Source organism: Aquiflexum balticum DSM 16537 (genome assembly GCF_900176595.1).
Lineage (GTDB): Bacteria > Bacteroidota > Bacteroidia > Cytophagales > Cyclobacteriaceae > Aquiflexum > Aquiflexum balticum.
This window is the reverse complement of the sequence record NZ_LT838813.1, coordinates 5,686,852-5,702,800: the sequence shown is the minus strand read 5'-3', so window position 1 is coordinate 5,702,800 and position 15,949 is coordinate 5,686,852. Positions and strand designations below refer to the sequence as shown.

Here is a 15,949-nt window from a genome sequence, read left to right as displayed (position 1 = left end):
TAAAGGATATCAATTCGAGGTATTATATCTCCTTGACTTAATCTTCCAATTTTTCAATCTTCCAATCTTTCAATTCATTAAACCAACTTCCCCACTTCCAATCTCCCCAACTTCCAACTTCATGATAAAAGTCATGCTCTTCAATGAGCAATGCTCTCTTTTTGCAATGCATTAGAGGATAGCTTTGTCAACTTATGGAATTCCTCTTTATGGAATCAAAATCACTCAAAGACTCTTGGATAATGATTGCCAATCAAAACACACTACACAAATTTCATATTCCTGTAATGGGGTTAGGGTATACCGTTGACTCACCGATCAAAATTGCCAGATATGGTATTTCTTCAGCAGTATCCATTATGGATGACCATTTGCTGGAAGATATGAGAAGGATTTATTGTAGAAAACTGAATATTCCATATATATACATTGATGAAAAAGAGGAAGATTATAGGGCGAAAAGAGTTGGGGCATATTTGAATTTACTTCATCATGCTGTTGAAAATCAAACACAGGAACTCAGGCAGCAGGATTTTGACAGCGATACGGAAATCAATCAATATTTTGAATTGTTGCCGGAAGAGCATCCTTTATTTCAGTTGTACAAAAAGATGTCACATGCTTCTGCTACCGAAAAAAAGGAAATTGAGGTAAAGTTGAAGGATGCCATTCATCCGGGAAGTATTGATGTCAATATCATGACCAAGGTCGATAAAATAAATTTTGACAGAAATGGTGATGAATTGCCTAGGGAATACTCTGACGCCCTTTCTGCTTTGAGAGGATTTGCACAAAGCGAACTCAATAGCGCTGTTGTATTTTCAGCCGGATTGAATCCTGCATTGTATAGTTATATCGAACAGTTCCCGGATTTCTTTCCCGATGCAAACGGAAAAATCAAAAAAAGAATAATCCTCAAAGTTTCAGACTATAGATCTGCATTGATTCAAGGTAGATTTCTGGCCAAAAAAGGAATTTGGATATCCGAATTCAGGATAGAGTCAGGATTGAATTGTGGAGGCCATGCATTTGCGACGGATGGATTTTTGGTCGGGCCTATATTGGAGGAATTCAAAACCAACAGGGAAAGTTTAAGAGAAACCTTATTAAACGGATGCCAAGCGGCTTTGCAGGAAAAAGGTTTGCCATTGTTGCCGGAAAACATCAAACCTAAGGTCACTTATCAGGGCGGTATTGGAAATGCCGAAGAAAACAGCTTTTTGATGGAATATTATCAATTGGACGGAACCGGTTGGGGAAGCCCATTTTTGCTGGTCCCTGAAGCTACAAGTGTGGATGAAGATACTTTGGACAGATTGATCAGGTCCAAAAAATCTGATTATTACCTCAGTCATGCTTCCCCTTTGGGAGTGCCTTTCAATAACCTAAGAATCAGTAGCGGGGAAGAACAACGGATCGCCAGAATTGAGAAAAACAGACCCGGCAGTCCCTGTTATAAGAAATTTCTGACATTCAGTAAGGAGTTTTCAGACAAAGCCATTTGCACAGCCTCAAGGGAATACCAAAATCTTAAAACCAAGCAACACAAAGCAGGTGAAACTACTGATTCAGCGTTGAATGAAGTTTTGGAAAAGGATTGCCTCTGTGAAGGCTTGAGTGCACCTGCGATTTTGAATGCAGGTGAAACACCCCGTCGAAACCTTTCTGCGGTAACTATTTGTCCGGGTCCAAACCTGGCATACTTTAAAGGTGTCTTTAGTCTCAAAGAAATGGTCGGGCATGTGTATGGGAAACTCCAAATCAATCTGGACCCTGAAAGACCACATGTGTTTATCAAAGAGTTGCAACTGTACATGCAATACCTAAAATCCGAAATGGAAAAAGCACTTCCGGAAAGCAATCAGAAATTTGAAACTTACATAGAGAAATTCAAAAGAAATCTGGAGTCGGGAATTCAGTATTATCAGGAACTGACCAATGCTGTGGCTGTAGGTAAGGAAGAAGTCATCAAAAAAATGAAAGAACAATTGGATGAAATTCTTTTGGAAATTCGTGGTACTGTCCCGATTGTATGAGGCCTTCTTATTTCAAAAATTATAACTCAAAACCACACTAAAATGAAAATTATTTACCTAGTTTCAGGATTCTCAATGCACCTCTAATTACAATAATAAATACAATCATACCCACTATTAAATCCGGATATCCTGATTGAAGCCAATTGACCAAAATACCGGCAATAATCACCCCGAAATTGATGACAATATCATTGGATGTGAAGATCATACTGGCCTGCATGTGGGCTTCCTTGCTTTTGGCTTTTTGCAATAGGTAAAGACTAAAAGCATTGGCGATCAAAGCCAAAATTGAAACAATGATCATGGTTGAAAAATCAGGCATCATTTCGATTCCAACAAATCTTCGGACTATTTCACTTAATCCGATAGTAGCCAAGATAAGCTGAAAATAACCTGCAATACGAGCAATTTTCTTTTTTAAAAAGATACTGCCGCCAACTGCAAAAAGACTGATTGCATAAACAAAGGCATCTGCCAACATATCCAAACTGTCTGCGACTAAACCCATTGATTTGGAAATGAGACCCGTAGTCATTTCAATAAGAAAAAAGGAAAAATTGATAATCAATACTGCCCAAAGCATTTTCTTTTGAAGTGTTTCGGCATCAAAGGAGGTGATGGATGATTCTTCTGAAGATTCCAAGGTATCGCCTAAATTCAAGGAGCGAATTAAACTTTGAATTTCAGAAATGCCCTCTTCGTGATAGATAGTCAATCTTCGTTCATTTAAATCAAACTCAAGGTTTTTGATGGATTCTTGATCTGCCAATTTCAACCTAATTAAATTTTCTTCAGAGGGACAGTCCATCTGTGAAATTTTAAAAACTGATTTATTCATATTCTAAGATAGGTTACCAATTACAAAACTTTAAAAAAAAAATTAAACAAAATAGCTTTGTCTTTGTATCATTTATTACGGATAGAAAGATAACATTATCTTTATTTTACAGAATTGTTTAACTCAAAAAAATATTATGTTCTCCAAAGCTTGCCAATACGGAATCAAATCAGTGATCTATATCTGGAAGCAAAGTCAAATTGGCCAAAAAGTAGGTGCCAAAGAGATTGCTGCTTTTGTTGATGCACCGGAACCATTTACTGCAAAAGTTCTCCAAGAACTTGTCAGAAAGAAAATAATAGGTTCACAAAAAGGACCGACAGGGGGATTTTATGCAGGAAAGGAACATGAACAGTTTACCCTAAAGGATTTGGTTCATGTCATCGATGGAGATGAGCTTTTTTCAGGTTGTGGCCTTGGATTGAAACAATGCTCGGAAGATAACCCTTGCCCCTTGCATCATGAAATCAAAAAAATAAGGATTGATTTGGTACATATGCTTACAGAGAAGAGCCTCAAACAACTCGCAGAAGAAGTTGAAAACGGTGAAACGGTTCTTGCCAGATTGGTTTAGACTGTGTTGTTAAATCTCAAAGAACTTACCTACTGAATTTCTTAATTTTTTATTTTATCTCTACAAAATATGACTTTAATCATAAAAGATAAAAAGGTCTTTTTATATATTGCACTCGTATTCAAACCCAAAACAAAATGAAATCGAGAATTAAATTCTTTACAATTATTGGTTCACTCCTATTGTTTGTAGGATGTGGGTCATCAGAGAACCAAAATAGCAACAGTTCTGCTTCAGAGACAACGCACGTTGGGCAATCCGGAGTCAAAGACGATATGTCAAACCCGAATGTGGTACAGGTTGCGGTGGGTTCCCCAGACCATTCGACATTGGTTGCAGCATTGAAAGCAGCAGATTATGTGGATGCCTTGGCGAATGTGGGACCTTTCACAGTTTTTGCCCCGACCAATTCAGCATTTGATGCCTTGCCTGAAGGTACATTGGCAACACTTACCAAAGCTGAAAACCAGAGACAGCTCAGAGATATTCTTGAATATCATGTGTTATTGGGAGTTTATAAGGTTGATGATTTCGTCAATGGGCGAAAATTAGGTACTGCGGATGGAAGATCTGTTGAGATACAAAAAAATGCGGAAGGCACGGTATTAGTCAATGGGGCCAAGATTTTAGGAAGCGTTCAGGCTTCAAATGGAATTATCCATGTAGTGGATAAAGTGCTAATACCCGAATGAAAATAATAATTTCTTTCCATAAAGGTTGTTTGTTTCTAACCCGAAAGCATCAGGCATTAGCTTGGTGCTTTTTTTTAGGTATTCTCTTTCCAAACACTTTTCTCGTTCCCCAAAATTTCTTTGCCCCAAACAGGGACTTCTTTTTTGATCCTTTCTACCAATTCTTCACAGGCATCAATGGCGGCCTTGCGATGTTTGGAAGAAGTGAATACAAATAGGCAGATTTCTCCGACTTTCACTTCACCCAAACTGTGATATATATGCATGCAGGAAAGTGGATATTTGGCAAATATTGCTTCCCGGATTTCAAAAGCCTTTTCCAATGCCATTTCTTCATAGGCCGTGTAATCAATGGCGATGACTTTTCCTTCCTCTTTTTGATCTGCTCTTACCTGTCCCAGGAAAATACTGTGGCCGCCAATATCGGTTTTCGTACTGTGGTTGGCGATGGATTTGGCAATTTTATCCGGAGAGATAGCTCCTTGTACAAATATGTTTTTGGGTGTTCTTTTAGTTTCCATGATCTTTTTTGTTAATCGGTGAATCCATAGCTTCAATACCTCCTGAAATGGAATGGATTTTTTTTCCCGGAAAGGCATTTTCCAGTATTTTGACTGCATTTAAACTTCTGATACCACTTTGACAAAATAACAATAGGGGATCAATAGGCCTTAAGATGCCGGGAATTTCTTCTATTCCTGAAACAGGGACCGATATGTGGTCAATATTTTTAAGTCTTGGAGCTTCATCTTTTTCCCTGACATCAATCAGTTTTCCATCGGGAAATTTTTTCAATAGCGCAAAAGCATCGCTCCAACTGATACTGTCTCCGTTGCCACAGACAACAGCGTAGTCAATTTCCTTGAATTGCGCAATGGTTTTAGGCGTTGACTGATGAGCCTCAGGGTTTTTGCTCAGCGCAACTTCATAGGATTGATGGTCAAGCAAATTATAAAAAAGCATCTTATCAATTAATGACCTGCCATAGCCTGTGACATATTTGATCGCTTCGGCAGCCTGTATGGTTCCGATAATTCCCGGCAATACCCCTAAAACACCGGTCTCATTGCAATTCGGTATTTCATAGGCTGTAGGAGGGTCAGGGAAGAGATCTCTATAATTGATAGAGTAAGAGTCAGCTGCATTCAAGATACTTACCTGTCCTTGGTTTTGGTAAATGGCACCAAAAACAAATGGTTTTTTTAATAAGACACATGCATCATTGACTAAGTATCGGGTGGGAAAATTGTCTGAACCGTCCAGAATCAGGTCATATTTTGAGATAATGTTTGCTGCATTCTCTGTTGTGATAAACTCCGGAATGCAATCAATTTGGATATCGGAATATTTGGATTTTAAATAATGTGCGGCAGTTTCTGCTTTGTTCAATCCCAGGTCACTTTCACCAAAAAGTATTTGCCTGTTCAGGTTTGACAGTGAAACCGTATCTCCATCCATTATCCCTACAGTACCTACACCAGCTGCAGCTAAATAAAGCAATGCCGGACATCCCAACCCCCCGGCACCAATTACCAGTATTTTGGATTTCTTAAGTTTTACCTGCGCCTCTTTCCCAAATCCAGGCAATACATTTTGTCGTGCGAATCTGTCCATAATCATTTCATGTTCCAATATTTCAGATCCTCACTGCTATTGATGTTTGTCAAAACATTTGGTTCCAATCTTTCAAAATAATCCATTTTTACGATGTAGTGGTCTTGGGAAGAAATAAAATCCTGCATTTTGAGTTGGTTATTTTCTATATGAACCTTGAGATGGGGAATGATAGATTTTGGATAAATGGCCAGGATGGGGTTGATCCTTACATTGATTTTGTGGTCTTGGCTATTTTCAATAAGGTAGCGTACTGTACCTTTAGAAACAAATGGCATGTAGCAACCCATCAACAGCACATATGGTTTACAAGTCTGTTCCAAGGCCGTCATCAAACCTCCCATATGGCCTTTACCCTGCTTGGAGTCCGCGTACACCAAAAGACCGAATTGATTATAATCAATATTAGCTGAAATCAACTTCACACCCAAAGGGACGGATTGCAAGGTTTTGATGATATAAGTGACCATAGGTAAGCCTTTCAATAGAGCCAAGCCCTTCTCTTCTCCCATCCGTTGACTTTTTCCTCCGGCCAAAATAAATGCTTCTATGTCCTGTAATGCAACCATTGAATCTAATTTGATTTAGTAAAATAGTTTTTCACAACTCCATCCTCGCTGATATGTAAATATCGGAACTAATAGGGGTAATCAAAAGCAAAAGGTATGGATGGAAGACATATGGGATTTCAATCCCAACCTTTCCGAATACTATCATAAAGCCCTAAAATAAAAGAAGGACAACAGCAAATTCTGTATGGGAAATTTTTTTCCGAGGAAGAATCTAAAATGAAATTGGAGAAATGGTTTGAATAATCTGGGCACAACAGGCAATTGATGATTTGACCAGTATATGAGATTACAGCAGCAGATTCTCAGATAAGAAAATTCCTTTTAAAGGAAGTTGAAGTGATTATTTTAAGATTTCCCCTATCTGAGTTACCAAATTTTTGGATTTTGGGTATAGCTTTTTTACTGTGCTTTCGTCAAAATCGAAAAAATCATTGTAATCTCCTTTATTCCTTTTGTCGTATAATTCGGTGAAATGTCTTGCTAATTCCTTGTCAATTTTCCCAGTTTTTACAAAGTGTTCACCAAATTTCTGCCTTACTCCTTGATGGCTAGAGACTTCTATATTATCCTTTAATAGTAGTGCGCCAATAGCATAAAAACAGGCATAATACATTCGATTAATCGCTGTATTGTAATATTTATTATTTATGTGAGTCTGCACCTCTTCAATGGTTTCCAAGGCCCGCTCCATTCTGTAATTAATATAGTCCTCGGGATTATTTCCTATCATAGAAGAATTGCACTACGCATAACGTTTTGATAAAAAGGAGTGATTTTATATTTGGTGTCCCATTCATTTTCACTGTATACCATAGGGCTAATTACTTCTCCTGTTTCAAATTCCAGGTCATACAATGGGTTCGTGATTTTATTTTCGTCTTCTAGTGTAATTTTCTTTTTATTTAGGAGAATTAGTAGGTCCCAGTCAGACATTTTTTTGGAGGTTCCTTTTGACCTAGAACCAAATAAATAAACTTTGGCTTTAGGGTCTAGGTCGGTAACTATACCTTTTATTTGATCTAATAGCCATTTCTCAGTCTTATTCATAAATCAAATATAATCATTTGGTTATTTTAATAATTGGGTTTGTTTACCTAAATCAATTTTTGCTTAAATGTCCAAAGTAATATACTTGCCATTTTTAAGTTCACGATCTTCCATTGTTCATTCATGGTTAAAACTAAGTTTGGCCATTGCTTTTTTACAATTTATATTTTCTGTCTCCACTCATCTTATCATTCAATATCCATTCACTCTGTCACCCTCCCGAAAATGGTGGCAGCAGTGCCACTTCTGCACCAAGGGGTATCATGGTTTTTCCAACCGCCTGTTTTCTATTGACCGCGAGGCTAAATTTGATATGTTTCAGGTCTGGAAATTGTTGATGAAGAAATCCAAGTAGGACATCTGTGTCGGGCATGTATTGCAATTCCAATTCATTCGTCCGGATTTTTTCCGCTACCATTCCGAAGGCTTTGACCTTAATCATAAGTTATTGTATTTTAGACTTAAATTTAATCAAAATCCTTTAGCCAGTCCAGATTAATTTGATAGCAGCAACAAACAGGACCACAGTGAGCAAATATTTGATGGCAATGGGATTGAACTTTCTAGCACCCAAATAAGCGCCTAGCCCTCCTCCCAAAATAGTCAGGGGCATCACAATCCATAATTGCTGATCAATCTGAATCTGAAAGCCATCAGCTCCCAGAAAACCGGAAACAGAATTCAGGAAAATAAACAGGGCACTGACTGCGGCGGTTTGCTTCATAGTGGTCCAGCCGAGCATCAGCAGAATGGGGGAGAGGATGATTCCGCCACCAATACCAATCAGTCCGGAAAAAAAGCCTATCAATAATCCCAAAAGAGGTGCCATCCACCATTTTTGTTCGACTAAATTACCTTCATTGATTGGGAAGACATTGAGAAACCGCAGAATGGGGAAGAAAAGCAAAATGCCTAAAATCCTTTTGTAAAGGATGGTATCTACCAAAATTGAACCGCCTAGATATGCGGCAGGAATGGAAAAAATGATCAGGGAAAGAAACAATCTATTTGGAAAAACCACAGTTTTTCGGAATCCAAGAAAAGCCATCATGGACACAAACATATTCATGATGAGTGCAGTGGGGCGGATTTGCTCAGGAGCAAAGTTCAATAAAGCCAATACCATCAGATAACTGCTGGCACCTCCATGACCTACTGAAGCATATAAAAATGCAACCAAAGGTAGAATGAGGTATAGAAATAGGTCGTTCAGGTCCAATCCCATATTTTACCAAACATAAACATTGACAGGGGCGCCGGCCTGTAGATTTTCTGTTTCCTCTGCGATCTCAGCAATGCAATTGGCAGTACCATAAGAAATCAGGTTGAAAGATTCCTGCCCGGGCAGGATGTGTACTGAGCCATTTTCTAATTTTGCTTTGAGGAAGAGGGTGATTCCTGGTTTTTTGATAAAATCATTGACCAATGGATAAATCCCTGTAGGTTCCCAAACATTGGTTTTGCCCATCCAAGCCATTAAACAAGGCTTGACATATTGGTTGAAGCAGGTAAGGGTGGAAGCCGGATTTCCGGGTAATGCAAAGATCCATTGGTTTTCTCTTTGGCCGACGAAAAGCGGTTTCCCGGGCTTTTGCCTGATTTTGTAGAAAAGTTCTTTTACGCGTGCTTTTTCCAAACTTCCTTTTACGAAATCATAATCACCAACCGAAATGCCACCGGAAATCAGGACAGCATCGTATTTTTCAAGAAAACGATCGATGGTTTCCTGCAATTTGGCTGGTTCATCCAAGGCCGTGGCCAATTCAACTTCATCTATTCCCAACTGTTTGAGATAGGCTTTGAGAACCGGGCCATTGGAATTATACACTTTTCCAAAACTCAGGGGTTTACCGATTTCCTCTAATTCATCCCCTGTGAGAATAATCCCAACCTTTGGTTTTGAAACAACACGTACTTCATGCATCCCAACCGAAGACAGCAATCCGATCATTCCCGGAGTGATTTCAGACCCTTTTAAGGCTATTATATCGCCAACCTTATTTTGTGCTCCTTGAGACCTGAGGTTGGACCCTTTTTCAAATTTATCTATCTCAAATGAAAATGTATTACCGTCTATCTTCACCCATTCCTGAGGAATAATTGTATCTGCACCCTTTGGGACTGGGGCTCCGGTAAAAATCCGTATGGCTTCATTTTCATCCAATACAAAACCCTCCAATTCCCCTGCCCTGATTTTTGTCTCAGGCCTTAGCTTTCTTTTGTTGTCTGCATCCTTCCAAGCGATGGCATAGCCATCCATGGCTGAATTGTCAAAAAATGGAATATCGTAACCTGAAGGAATATCCTCGGCCAAAAACATTCCCAAGGATTCCTCTAAAGGCATGTAAACAGGTTGACCCTTAATGATGTATTTGGATAAAATCTCTTTTGCTTCTGTTACGGATATCATCTTTATGTTTAAATCTTTGGGATTTTTTAGGTTTCCAAACATCAATCAATTCTTAATGCTATATTGATTGATATTAAGATATTGTTTGGTAGGCCTACATTGAATTACCTAGATTTGAATATTATGGATACTCTATTGATTTTACCTTGTGAAAAATCATAAAGGATTTAACCTCCTATTTTGATCATACTGCGGTTTTCGATTTTATCGGCATCAGCCTTTTCGTAATCCTGGGTAAACTGACCGCCCAAGATGGCATGTTTCCTAAATATGGATAGTTTGATCAATGGAAGTATATCTTCACCTTTTCTTAAGGTCCCCAATAGGTCCATTTCTTCTTTTCCAAAAAGGCAGTTTTTCATCTTTCCATCTGCAGTGATTCTCATTCTGTTGCAGCTACCGCAAAAATGTTCACTCATGGTGGTGATAAAAGCAAAAGTACCCTGATGGCCGACTGCTTTGAATTTTTTGGCAGTATCGTGTTTTTCGTCTATCAGCTTTACAGTATCATATTCCGCTTGTACCAATTCAAGCATCTGGCGGGCAGTGATTACTTTATCACTTTTCCAGTGATTTCCGGTGAAAGGCATGAATTCTATAAAGCGAACATGAAGCGGTAATTTCTCCGTGATTTTCACAAATCCCAAAAGTTCTTTTTCAATGATGCCATTTAAAGCCACCGCATTGATTTTGACCCTAAATCCATGGTCCAACAGCAACAGGATGTTATCCCAAACTTGCTGAAACTGATTTCTTTTGGTCAGTTTGAAAAAAGTCTCCGGATCCAAAGTGTCCAAACTGACATTCAGGGAACGGATTCCTGCTTCTTTGAATAGCTCCAAATGCTTGTGCACCAATACCCCGTTGGTAGTCAGGGTCAGTTCAACAGGAAGTTTGGCTAATCGGCTGACAATCTCAGGAAATTCTTTCCTTACCAATGGTTCGCCTCCCGTCAACCGGATTTTGTTTACACCCAAGCTTACAAATGTCTTTGCTATCGACTCGATCTCATCAGTGGACATAAGTTTGGAATTGGGCATGCATTCGATCTCCTCATTGGGCATACAATAGGCACAACGGAAATTACAGCTATCAGTCAGCGATATCCGGAGGTAATTGTGAATCCTTTGATGTTGGTCTATGAGCATTTAATCCTGCTTGGATGAATAACAAAGATGTCTAAAAAGTGAAAGAAATGAAAGGAATATGTGTTGGATAGTTGGGAGACGGAAGACCGAAGACCGAAGATGGCCATAATCCAACGTAAACTATAACTATGATTGAGGTGGATTATTGTTGGATTTCTTTAATTTTCTAATTATTGATTGGATAGGGTATAAAAGGTGTAGTTGCAAACTGCAACTCAGCTGCCACCTAAGGTTAGATTTTAACAAGGGTGGGTGGATCAATTACATAAATAAATCGTTAACTTTAAATGTTAATTAATGATAAGTATGGACGTACAATCTGTTAAAATCGACCTTATACACTGGCTTACCGAGCTTCAGGACAAATCAATCCTTAAAAAACTTCAGGGACTGAAAGAGGAACAGGAAAGTTCTTATGAATTAAGTGCAAAACAGATGAAAGAACTTGAGGACAGGCTTGAGAAGTATGAGAAAGGGGAAATGGAGTTTTCCCCATGGGACATTGTAAAGGACAAGGTAAGAATCCGCGCAAAAGATGCCCTATAATTACCAATTATCAGAAGAGGCAGAATCGGATGTTTATGACTCCTTTCTCTGGTATGAAAAACAAAAGGAGGGCTTGGGCGAAGAATTTTTGGAGGCACTTGATGCAGCAGGAAAAGCCATAACCATCAACCCGACAACTTACCGAATTCGTTTTAAGAATAAAGTCAGGGCTTTTGTGGTAGACCGTTTTCCTTACTTGATTTTATATATTGTCAATGGTAATGATATTGATGTTATATCCGTGTTTAACACAAACCAGCATCCTAGAAGGTGGAAAGAACGGTTGAAATAGCCCAGTCTTCAGACACCCTGCCCATTCTGAGTAAAATTTGGTAATGGAAATAGGAGTAGTCCCGTACAGCTGTTGCTAGTATCTAACCCAAAGTATCTAACCACCCAAATGTGCATATACACAGGGCAAAAGGTCTGATTGAATTGGATTATTGGTGATTAAATTCTGTTTTTTTCACCCCGACCAGTAGAATGCCTGAACTTCGCCTAGAAATAGTTGGAAGTTGGAGGTCTGAAGACCCTTGTTATCCAAATTTAAACTTCTCTTTGTAAGAGGGCTAATATTGGTGAAATTAGTCGATTTTTAATTTTAATGTTTGGCTAACAAGAGAAAAGGATGGTTTTTAAAAAATCAATAGTTTTTTGACTAGTTTTCGTCTTGGAAGAAAAACTTAGAACTTCTCTATATGGAACATAGTCTTAAGACAGAGAGACTAATACTTAGAAAGTTGACTTTCTATGATAGTATTTTCATCGTGAAACTGCTCAACAGTCCGGGTTGGATTGAATTTATCGGAGATAGGGGAGTGAGGACAGAAGAGGATGCCAAAGGGTACCTTCAAAATGGACCTTTACTCAGTTATGAGAAAAATGGATTTGGACTTTATCTAGTTGAGTTACTAGAGACAGGTGATCCCATTGGGATGTGCGGTATTCTAAAGAGAGACAATCTGGAACATCCTGACCTGGGTTTTGCTTTTTTGCCGGAATTTATGGGGAAAGGATATGCTTATGAAGCAGCCGATGCGGTAGTTAAGTATGCAAGAAAACAATTAAGGATCGAAACTTTATTGGCCATCACACTTCCTGAAAATGCAACTTCTATCAAACTCTTGGGAAAACTAGGAATGAAATACGATGGTGTAGTCAAATCCCCCGACAGCAAGGAAAACCTCAATCTTTATAAACTGGAATTGAAGACTGATTAATGTTTATTTTTAGATTTAGGGAACGCTGATGACGCTGATCTAGCTGATTCCCACTGATTTTTTTATCTGTGTATATCAGTTCAATCAGCGTCATCTGTGTTCTATTTATGATTTTACAGAACCTAGTGACTTTTAGCTGATCATTGAAGTTGCATTTCCTCTTAAAGCATTAACTGCGGGATTTTCAATTCTGTTTTCTTTGATCAGAGGTTTTAGAATATTTTCCCACTTTCTGATTAAAGGCCATTCTCCATCGAGGTCTGAAAATTTATTGCAATCATAAAATTCCAAAACGTGGGTTTTGTCCAGGCAGTCGATTTGGATTGCCAAATGATCCAGAACCTGTCTTTTTTCCTTTCCATTACCAACTTCATGTTCGGTTTTTTGAATCGAAATATTGCGGGCCTTTTGGAGATCTATCGTCTTTGTTTCAGATGGGGTTCCAAAAAAAACATAGATGAGCTTTTTGTTTTTGATATCAAGGCCCAAACCATATAATCCCCTCCAATGATCTTCATGATCAAATTGAAGTTGAGAAGACTGGCGGATTTTCTCGAGAAACTCCTTTTGGGATTTCAGTTTTAATTTTTGTTTTCTGCTGTAATAATATAATGGCCAAATAAAAGCCAACAATACAATCAGGGATATACCCAATGATACGGGATCAATGTCTAACATGATGTAAGTGTAATTTTGTGAATGTGAAATGAAGTATTTGGGAGAACCGGTTTAATCGGCAATCCATAAATTAGCTCAAAGGAGAACTTATTCCTTTAACTACTTTTCAATTCACAACTACAGGAAAAAATGAAATGGGTAAAGGAGTTTTTGAACATCGAAAAATCTCTCCTTTCTTTTGAACCAATCCAAGCGAAGTGATCCACTCTCAAGAATTCCGGATATTTGATTCAATTTTATACCTGATCCATTAAAGTCAAAATGCTTTGCCTTAAAGGAAGGGATGATTATTTTTTCAGATGAAGCATCTACAAAATAATTGAAATGCACATCAACCTGAGAATCGCTGAGCATATCCTGCTCAAAAGAAGACAACTCTTTATCCTTGGGGCCAGAAAAGCCACTTATTATACTGTTTGATCCAAGGACCAAAATCAGCAGGAAGGATATGTAGTTGAGAAGGCCTTTCATCAGGTAATTGAAGATCTGGAAACTGGGTCAAATATCATTTAATTCCTGATCAAAATGTGAGCCAATATTTATTTTATTTTTTTGGCAACATGTTTGAATGTTCCAAACAAAGACGACATTTGATGCAATTTACTGAACTATGATTATTTCCATTATTTTACTCGTTTTAGGATTTGTGCTTTTGGTTTTTGGTGCCGATAAATTGGTTGATGCTGCTTCTGCGCTTGCTGCAAATTTCGGTATTCCCAACATTGTAATAGGCTTGACAATTGTCGCTTTTGGCACTTCTGCCCCCGAAATGGTGGTCAATATTTTTGCTGCAGTCAACGGTTCATCCGAAATGGTCATGGGCAATGTTCTGGGAAGTAATATTTTCAATGTGCTGGGCATTTTGGGAATTTCTGCCCTGATATACCCCCTCACTGTCAAATCAAATACTACATGGATCGAAATCCCTTTAAGTTTATTGGCAGCGGTTTTGATATGGATCTTGGCTAATGACATGCTTTTAAATTTTCAGGTCAATGATTTTATATCCAGGTCCGATGGCTTGGTGTTGATCCTCTTTTTCACGATTTTTTTGGTGTATAATATTATGGTTTCAAAAAATGGTCAAGAAACAGGTGAGAGCATTGAAATACCTTTAGGCTATACCACCACGAAATCAATCTTTTGGATTTTGGTCGGATTGGCAGGATTGGTATTTGGAGGGAAATTGATTGTGGATAATGCTGTTGAATTGGCGCATTTATTCGGAATGTCAGAAAGGATTATTGGCCTGACTATCGTTTCCATTGGTACTTCTCTTCCTGAGTTGGCCACGTCTGTTGCCGCAGTGAGAAAGAAGAAAGTGGATATTGCCATTGGCAATGTGGTCGGTTCCAATATTTTCAACACGTTTTTGATTTTGGGTGTTTCGTCCATCATAACACCTGTACAGGTCAACCCGGCAAGTAATTTAGATATACTGACAAATATTGTAGCAGGTCTTTTATTGTTCTTGTTTATTTTCACAGGAAAAGGCAGGGCACTTGAAAGGTGGGAGGGCGGATTGCTTTTAGCACTTTATATGGGTTATTTGGCACTTTTGGTTTTCAACTAATCAATAATATTTATACAATCAGGCTCAAGTATCCAAAAATAATTCCCATACATCCGCCTACGATGATTTCCATTTCGCTATGTCTTTTCAGTTCCAATCTTGACCAAGAAATCAGGATGGCCAATCCCAAAAGCATTAAACCCGGCAATAAACCTACGCTGAAAACGGATACAGCAATATAAAATGCAATCCCTGCATGCATGGATGCTTTTAGCTTAAGGTTGATCAAGGCCATTAGCAAGACCATGACAAAGAACACCAGTGATTTTAAAATCACTTCTCCCGGAAAATCAAAAGTCCAAAAAACCAAAAGCAAAACAATAACCAGGATGATGGCAAAGGGGTAAAATCCTTTTCGCTGTTTCCGGTCAGAAACATCAAAATTGGTATAGATTCCCTTTTTTGTTTTTCTCCAATTATTAAAAATAATGGGAATAGTAATCAGCACGATGACTGATAAAGAAACCGCAAACGCAGTTTGTATTGGCAGATTATGAAAACTCATCAAAACCACATAAATGGTTCCCAAAAGAAGAGGATGTCCAATGATGGAAATAGTTCTGGCCAATTTCATTATTTCTTCTTATTTGTCGGGTTTTACAGGCTCAATAAGGTCCCAAAGGTTACCGTACAAATCTTTGAACACTGCAACTTTTCCATAGGATTCTACGCTTTTTTCTCTGAAAATACGTATCCCTTTGTCTAGGAGATTTTGGTAGTCTCTTTCAAAATCATCAGTATATAAAAATAAAAACACCCTACCGCCGCTTTGGTTTCCTATTGATTTTTCCTGGTCTTCTCCAACCGCTTTTGCCAATAAGATTTCACAGTTGCCTTCCTGATATCCCGGAGGGGCTATTCTTACCCACCTTTTGGTTTCTGACATTGCTGTGTCTTCCAAAAGTTCGAAATGGAGTTTTTGGGTATAAAATTCGATGGCCTCATCATAATCCCTGACCACCAAAGTAAATCTTGAAATGAATTGTTTCATTTTTTTT

The 15,949-nt window shown here is 38.4% G+C and carries 22 protein-coding genes; 7 read left to right on the top strand and 15 right to left on the bottom strand.

Translation table 11 applies throughout. The annotated features are described in order from the left end of the window. Window positions 1–37: 37 nt before the first annotated feature. Window positions 38–172, bottom strand: a complete 135-nt coding sequence (locus tag B9A52_RS26440) for a hypothetical protein (protein WP_262483139.1) — start codon at window positions 170–172, stop codon at window positions 38–40. Window positions 173–242: 70 nt separating this feature from the next. On the opposite strand from B9A52_RS26440, the gene B9A52_RS24215 reads away from it, so the two are divergent. Beyond that, window positions 243–2,036, top strand: a complete 1,794-nt coding sequence (locus B9A52_RS24215) for a hypothetical protein (protein WP_157370353.1) — start codon at window positions 243–245, stop codon at window positions 2,034–2,036. Window positions 2,037–2,085: 49 nt separating this feature from the next. Here the strand turns inward: B9A52_RS24215 and B9A52_RS24210 are convergent, their stop codons facing one another. Continuing rightward, window positions 2,086–2,877, bottom strand: coding sequence for a cation transporter (locus tag B9A52_RS24210; protein ID WP_084123140.1), 792 nt, complete (start codon window positions 2,875–2,877; stop codon window positions 2,086–2,088). 136 nt (window positions 2,878–3,013) lie between these two features. Between B9A52_RS24210 and B9A52_RS24205 the strand changes: the two genes are divergently transcribed. Both B9A52_RS24205 and B9A52_RS24200 read left to right on the top strand, forming a co-directional pair. After that, window positions 3,014–3,451 carry an RrF2 family transcriptional regulator gene (locus B9A52_RS24205; protein ID WP_084123139.1) on the top strand — a complete coding sequence of 146 codons (438 nt, stop codon included), beginning with the start codon at window positions 3,014–3,016 and terminating at the stop codon, window positions 3,449–3,451. Window positions 3,452–3,588: 137 nt separating this feature from the next. Continuing rightward, the gene (locus B9A52_RS24200) at window positions 3,589–4,143 is read left to right on the top strand and encodes a fasciclin domain-containing protein (RefSeq protein ID WP_084123138.1); all 555 of its coding nucleotides are present in this window, start codon (window positions 3,589–3,591) and stop codon (window positions 4,141–4,143) included. 74 nt (window positions 4,144–4,217) lie between these two features. Here B9A52_RS24200 and B9A52_RS24195 read toward each other — a convergent pair whose 3' ends face one another. The 9 genes from B9A52_RS24195 to moaA form a co-directional block, all read right to left on the bottom strand. Then, the gene (locus B9A52_RS24195) at window positions 4,218–4,664 is read right to left on the bottom strand and encodes a molybdenum cofactor biosynthesis protein MoaE (protein WP_084123137.1); all 447 of its coding nucleotides are present in this window, start codon (window positions 4,662–4,664) and stop codon (window positions 4,218–4,220) included. Further along, window positions 4,654–5,757, bottom strand: coding sequence for a HesA/MoeB/ThiF family protein (locus B9A52_RS24190; protein WP_084123678.1), 1,104 nt, complete (start codon window positions 5,755–5,757; stop codon window positions 4,654–4,656). Before B9A52_RS24190 ends, B9A52_RS24195 begins: the two co-directional genes overlap by 11 nt. Window positions 5,758–5,759: 2 nt before the next feature. Next, window positions 5,760–6,326 (bottom strand): molybdenum cofactor guanylyltransferase, encoded by a 567-nt coding sequence (gene mobA / locus B9A52_RS24185; RefSeq protein ID WP_084123136.1) that lies wholly within the window; start codon window positions 6,324–6,326, stop codon window positions 5,760–5,762. A 343-nt stretch (window positions 6,327–6,669) separates the two neighbouring features. Continuing rightward, window positions 6,670–7,020: a HEPN domain-containing protein gene (locus B9A52_RS24180; protein WP_262483159.1), complete on the bottom strand. Its 351-nt coding sequence runs from the start codon at window positions 7,018–7,020 to the stop codon at window positions 6,670–6,672. A gap of 35 nt (window positions 7,021–7,055) precedes the next feature. Further along, window positions 7,056–7,376 (bottom strand): nucleotidyltransferase domain-containing protein, encoded by a 321-nt coding sequence (locus tag B9A52_RS24175; RefSeq protein WP_084123134.1) that lies wholly within the window; start codon window positions 7,374–7,376, stop codon window positions 7,056–7,058. A 211-nt stretch (window positions 7,377–7,587) separates the two neighbouring features. Continuing rightward, a complete protein-coding gene (locus B9A52_RS24170) occupies window positions 7,588–7,818 on the bottom strand; it encodes a MoaD/ThiS family protein (protein WP_084123133.1) in 231 nt (76 codons plus the stop codon). 39 nt (window positions 7,819–7,857) lie between these two features. Further along, entirely contained in the window at window positions 7,858–8,601 is a 744-nt protein-coding gene (locus B9A52_RS24165; RefSeq protein WP_157370285.1) for a sulfite exporter TauE/SafE family protein, read from the bottom strand. Between the two features lie 3 nt (window positions 8,602–8,604). Beyond that, window positions 8,605–9,786: a molybdopterin molybdotransferase MoeA gene (locus B9A52_RS24160; RefSeq protein WP_084123676.1), complete on the bottom strand. Its 1,182-nt coding sequence runs from the start codon at window positions 9,784–9,786 to the stop codon at window positions 8,605–8,607. A 167-nt stretch (window positions 9,787–9,953) separates the two neighbouring features. Continuing rightward, complete coding sequence (moaA, locus tag B9A52_RS24155) at window positions 9,954–10,934, bottom strand: GTP 3',8-cyclase MoaA (RefSeq protein WP_084123132.1); 981 nt, start codon at window positions 10,932–10,934, stop codon at window positions 9,954–9,956. Between the two features lie 297 nt (window positions 10,935–11,231). Here moaA and B9A52_RS24150 point away from each other — a divergent pair, with 297 nt between their 5' ends. The 3 genes from B9A52_RS24150 (at window position 11,232) to B9A52_RS24140 (ending at window position 12,700) form a co-directional block, all read left to right on the top strand. Then, window positions 11,232–11,480: an addiction module protein gene (locus B9A52_RS24150; RefSeq protein WP_084123131.1), complete on the top strand. Its 249-nt coding sequence runs from the start codon at window positions 11,232–11,234 to the stop codon at window positions 11,478–11,480. Further along, entirely contained in the window at window positions 11,470–11,772 is a 303-nt protein-coding gene (locus tag B9A52_RS24145) for a type II toxin-antitoxin system RelE/ParE family toxin (RefSeq protein WP_084123130.1), read from the top strand. Before B9A52_RS24150 ends, B9A52_RS24145 begins: the two co-directional genes overlap by 11 nt. Before the next feature lie 406 nt (window positions 11,773–12,178). After that, window positions 12,179–12,700 (top strand): GNAT family N-acetyltransferase, encoded by a 522-nt coding sequence (locus B9A52_RS24140; RefSeq protein WP_084123129.1) that lies wholly within the window; start codon window positions 12,179–12,181, stop codon window positions 12,698–12,700. Window positions 12,701–12,832: 132 nt separating this feature from the next. Here B9A52_RS24140 and B9A52_RS24135 read toward each other — a convergent pair whose 3' ends face one another. Together B9A52_RS24135 and B9A52_RS24130 are read right to left on the bottom strand one after the other, a co-directional pair. Beyond that, window positions 12,833–13,378 (bottom strand): hypothetical protein, encoded by a 546-nt coding sequence (locus tag B9A52_RS24135; protein WP_084123128.1) that lies wholly within the window; start codon window positions 13,376–13,378, stop codon window positions 12,833–12,835. Between the two features lie 117 nt (window positions 13,379–13,495). Further along, complete coding sequence (locus B9A52_RS24130) at window positions 13,496–13,849, bottom strand: hypothetical protein (protein WP_084123127.1); 354 nt, start codon at window positions 13,847–13,849, stop codon at window positions 13,496–13,498. A 139-nt stretch (window positions 13,850–13,988) separates the two neighbouring features. Between B9A52_RS24130 and B9A52_RS24125 the strand changes: the two genes are divergently transcribed. Next, window positions 13,989–14,951, top strand: a complete 963-nt coding sequence (locus B9A52_RS24125; protein WP_084123126.1) for a calcium/sodium antiporter — start codon at window positions 13,989–13,991, stop codon at window positions 14,949–14,951. A 10-nt stretch (window positions 14,952–14,961) separates the two neighbouring features. Here the strand turns inward: B9A52_RS24125 and B9A52_RS24120 are convergent, their stop codons facing one another. Both B9A52_RS24120 and B9A52_RS24115 read right to left on the bottom strand, forming a co-directional pair. Continuing rightward, entirely contained in the window at window positions 14,962–15,525 is a 564-nt protein-coding gene (locus B9A52_RS24120) for a hypothetical protein (RefSeq protein ID WP_084123125.1), read from the bottom strand. 9 nt (window positions 15,526–15,534) lie between these two features. Further along, window positions 15,535–15,942, bottom strand: coding sequence for a VOC family protein (locus B9A52_RS24115; RefSeq protein ID WP_084123124.1), 408 nt, complete (start codon window positions 15,940–15,942; stop codon window positions 15,535–15,537). Window positions 15,943–15,949: the final 7 nt, after the last annotated feature.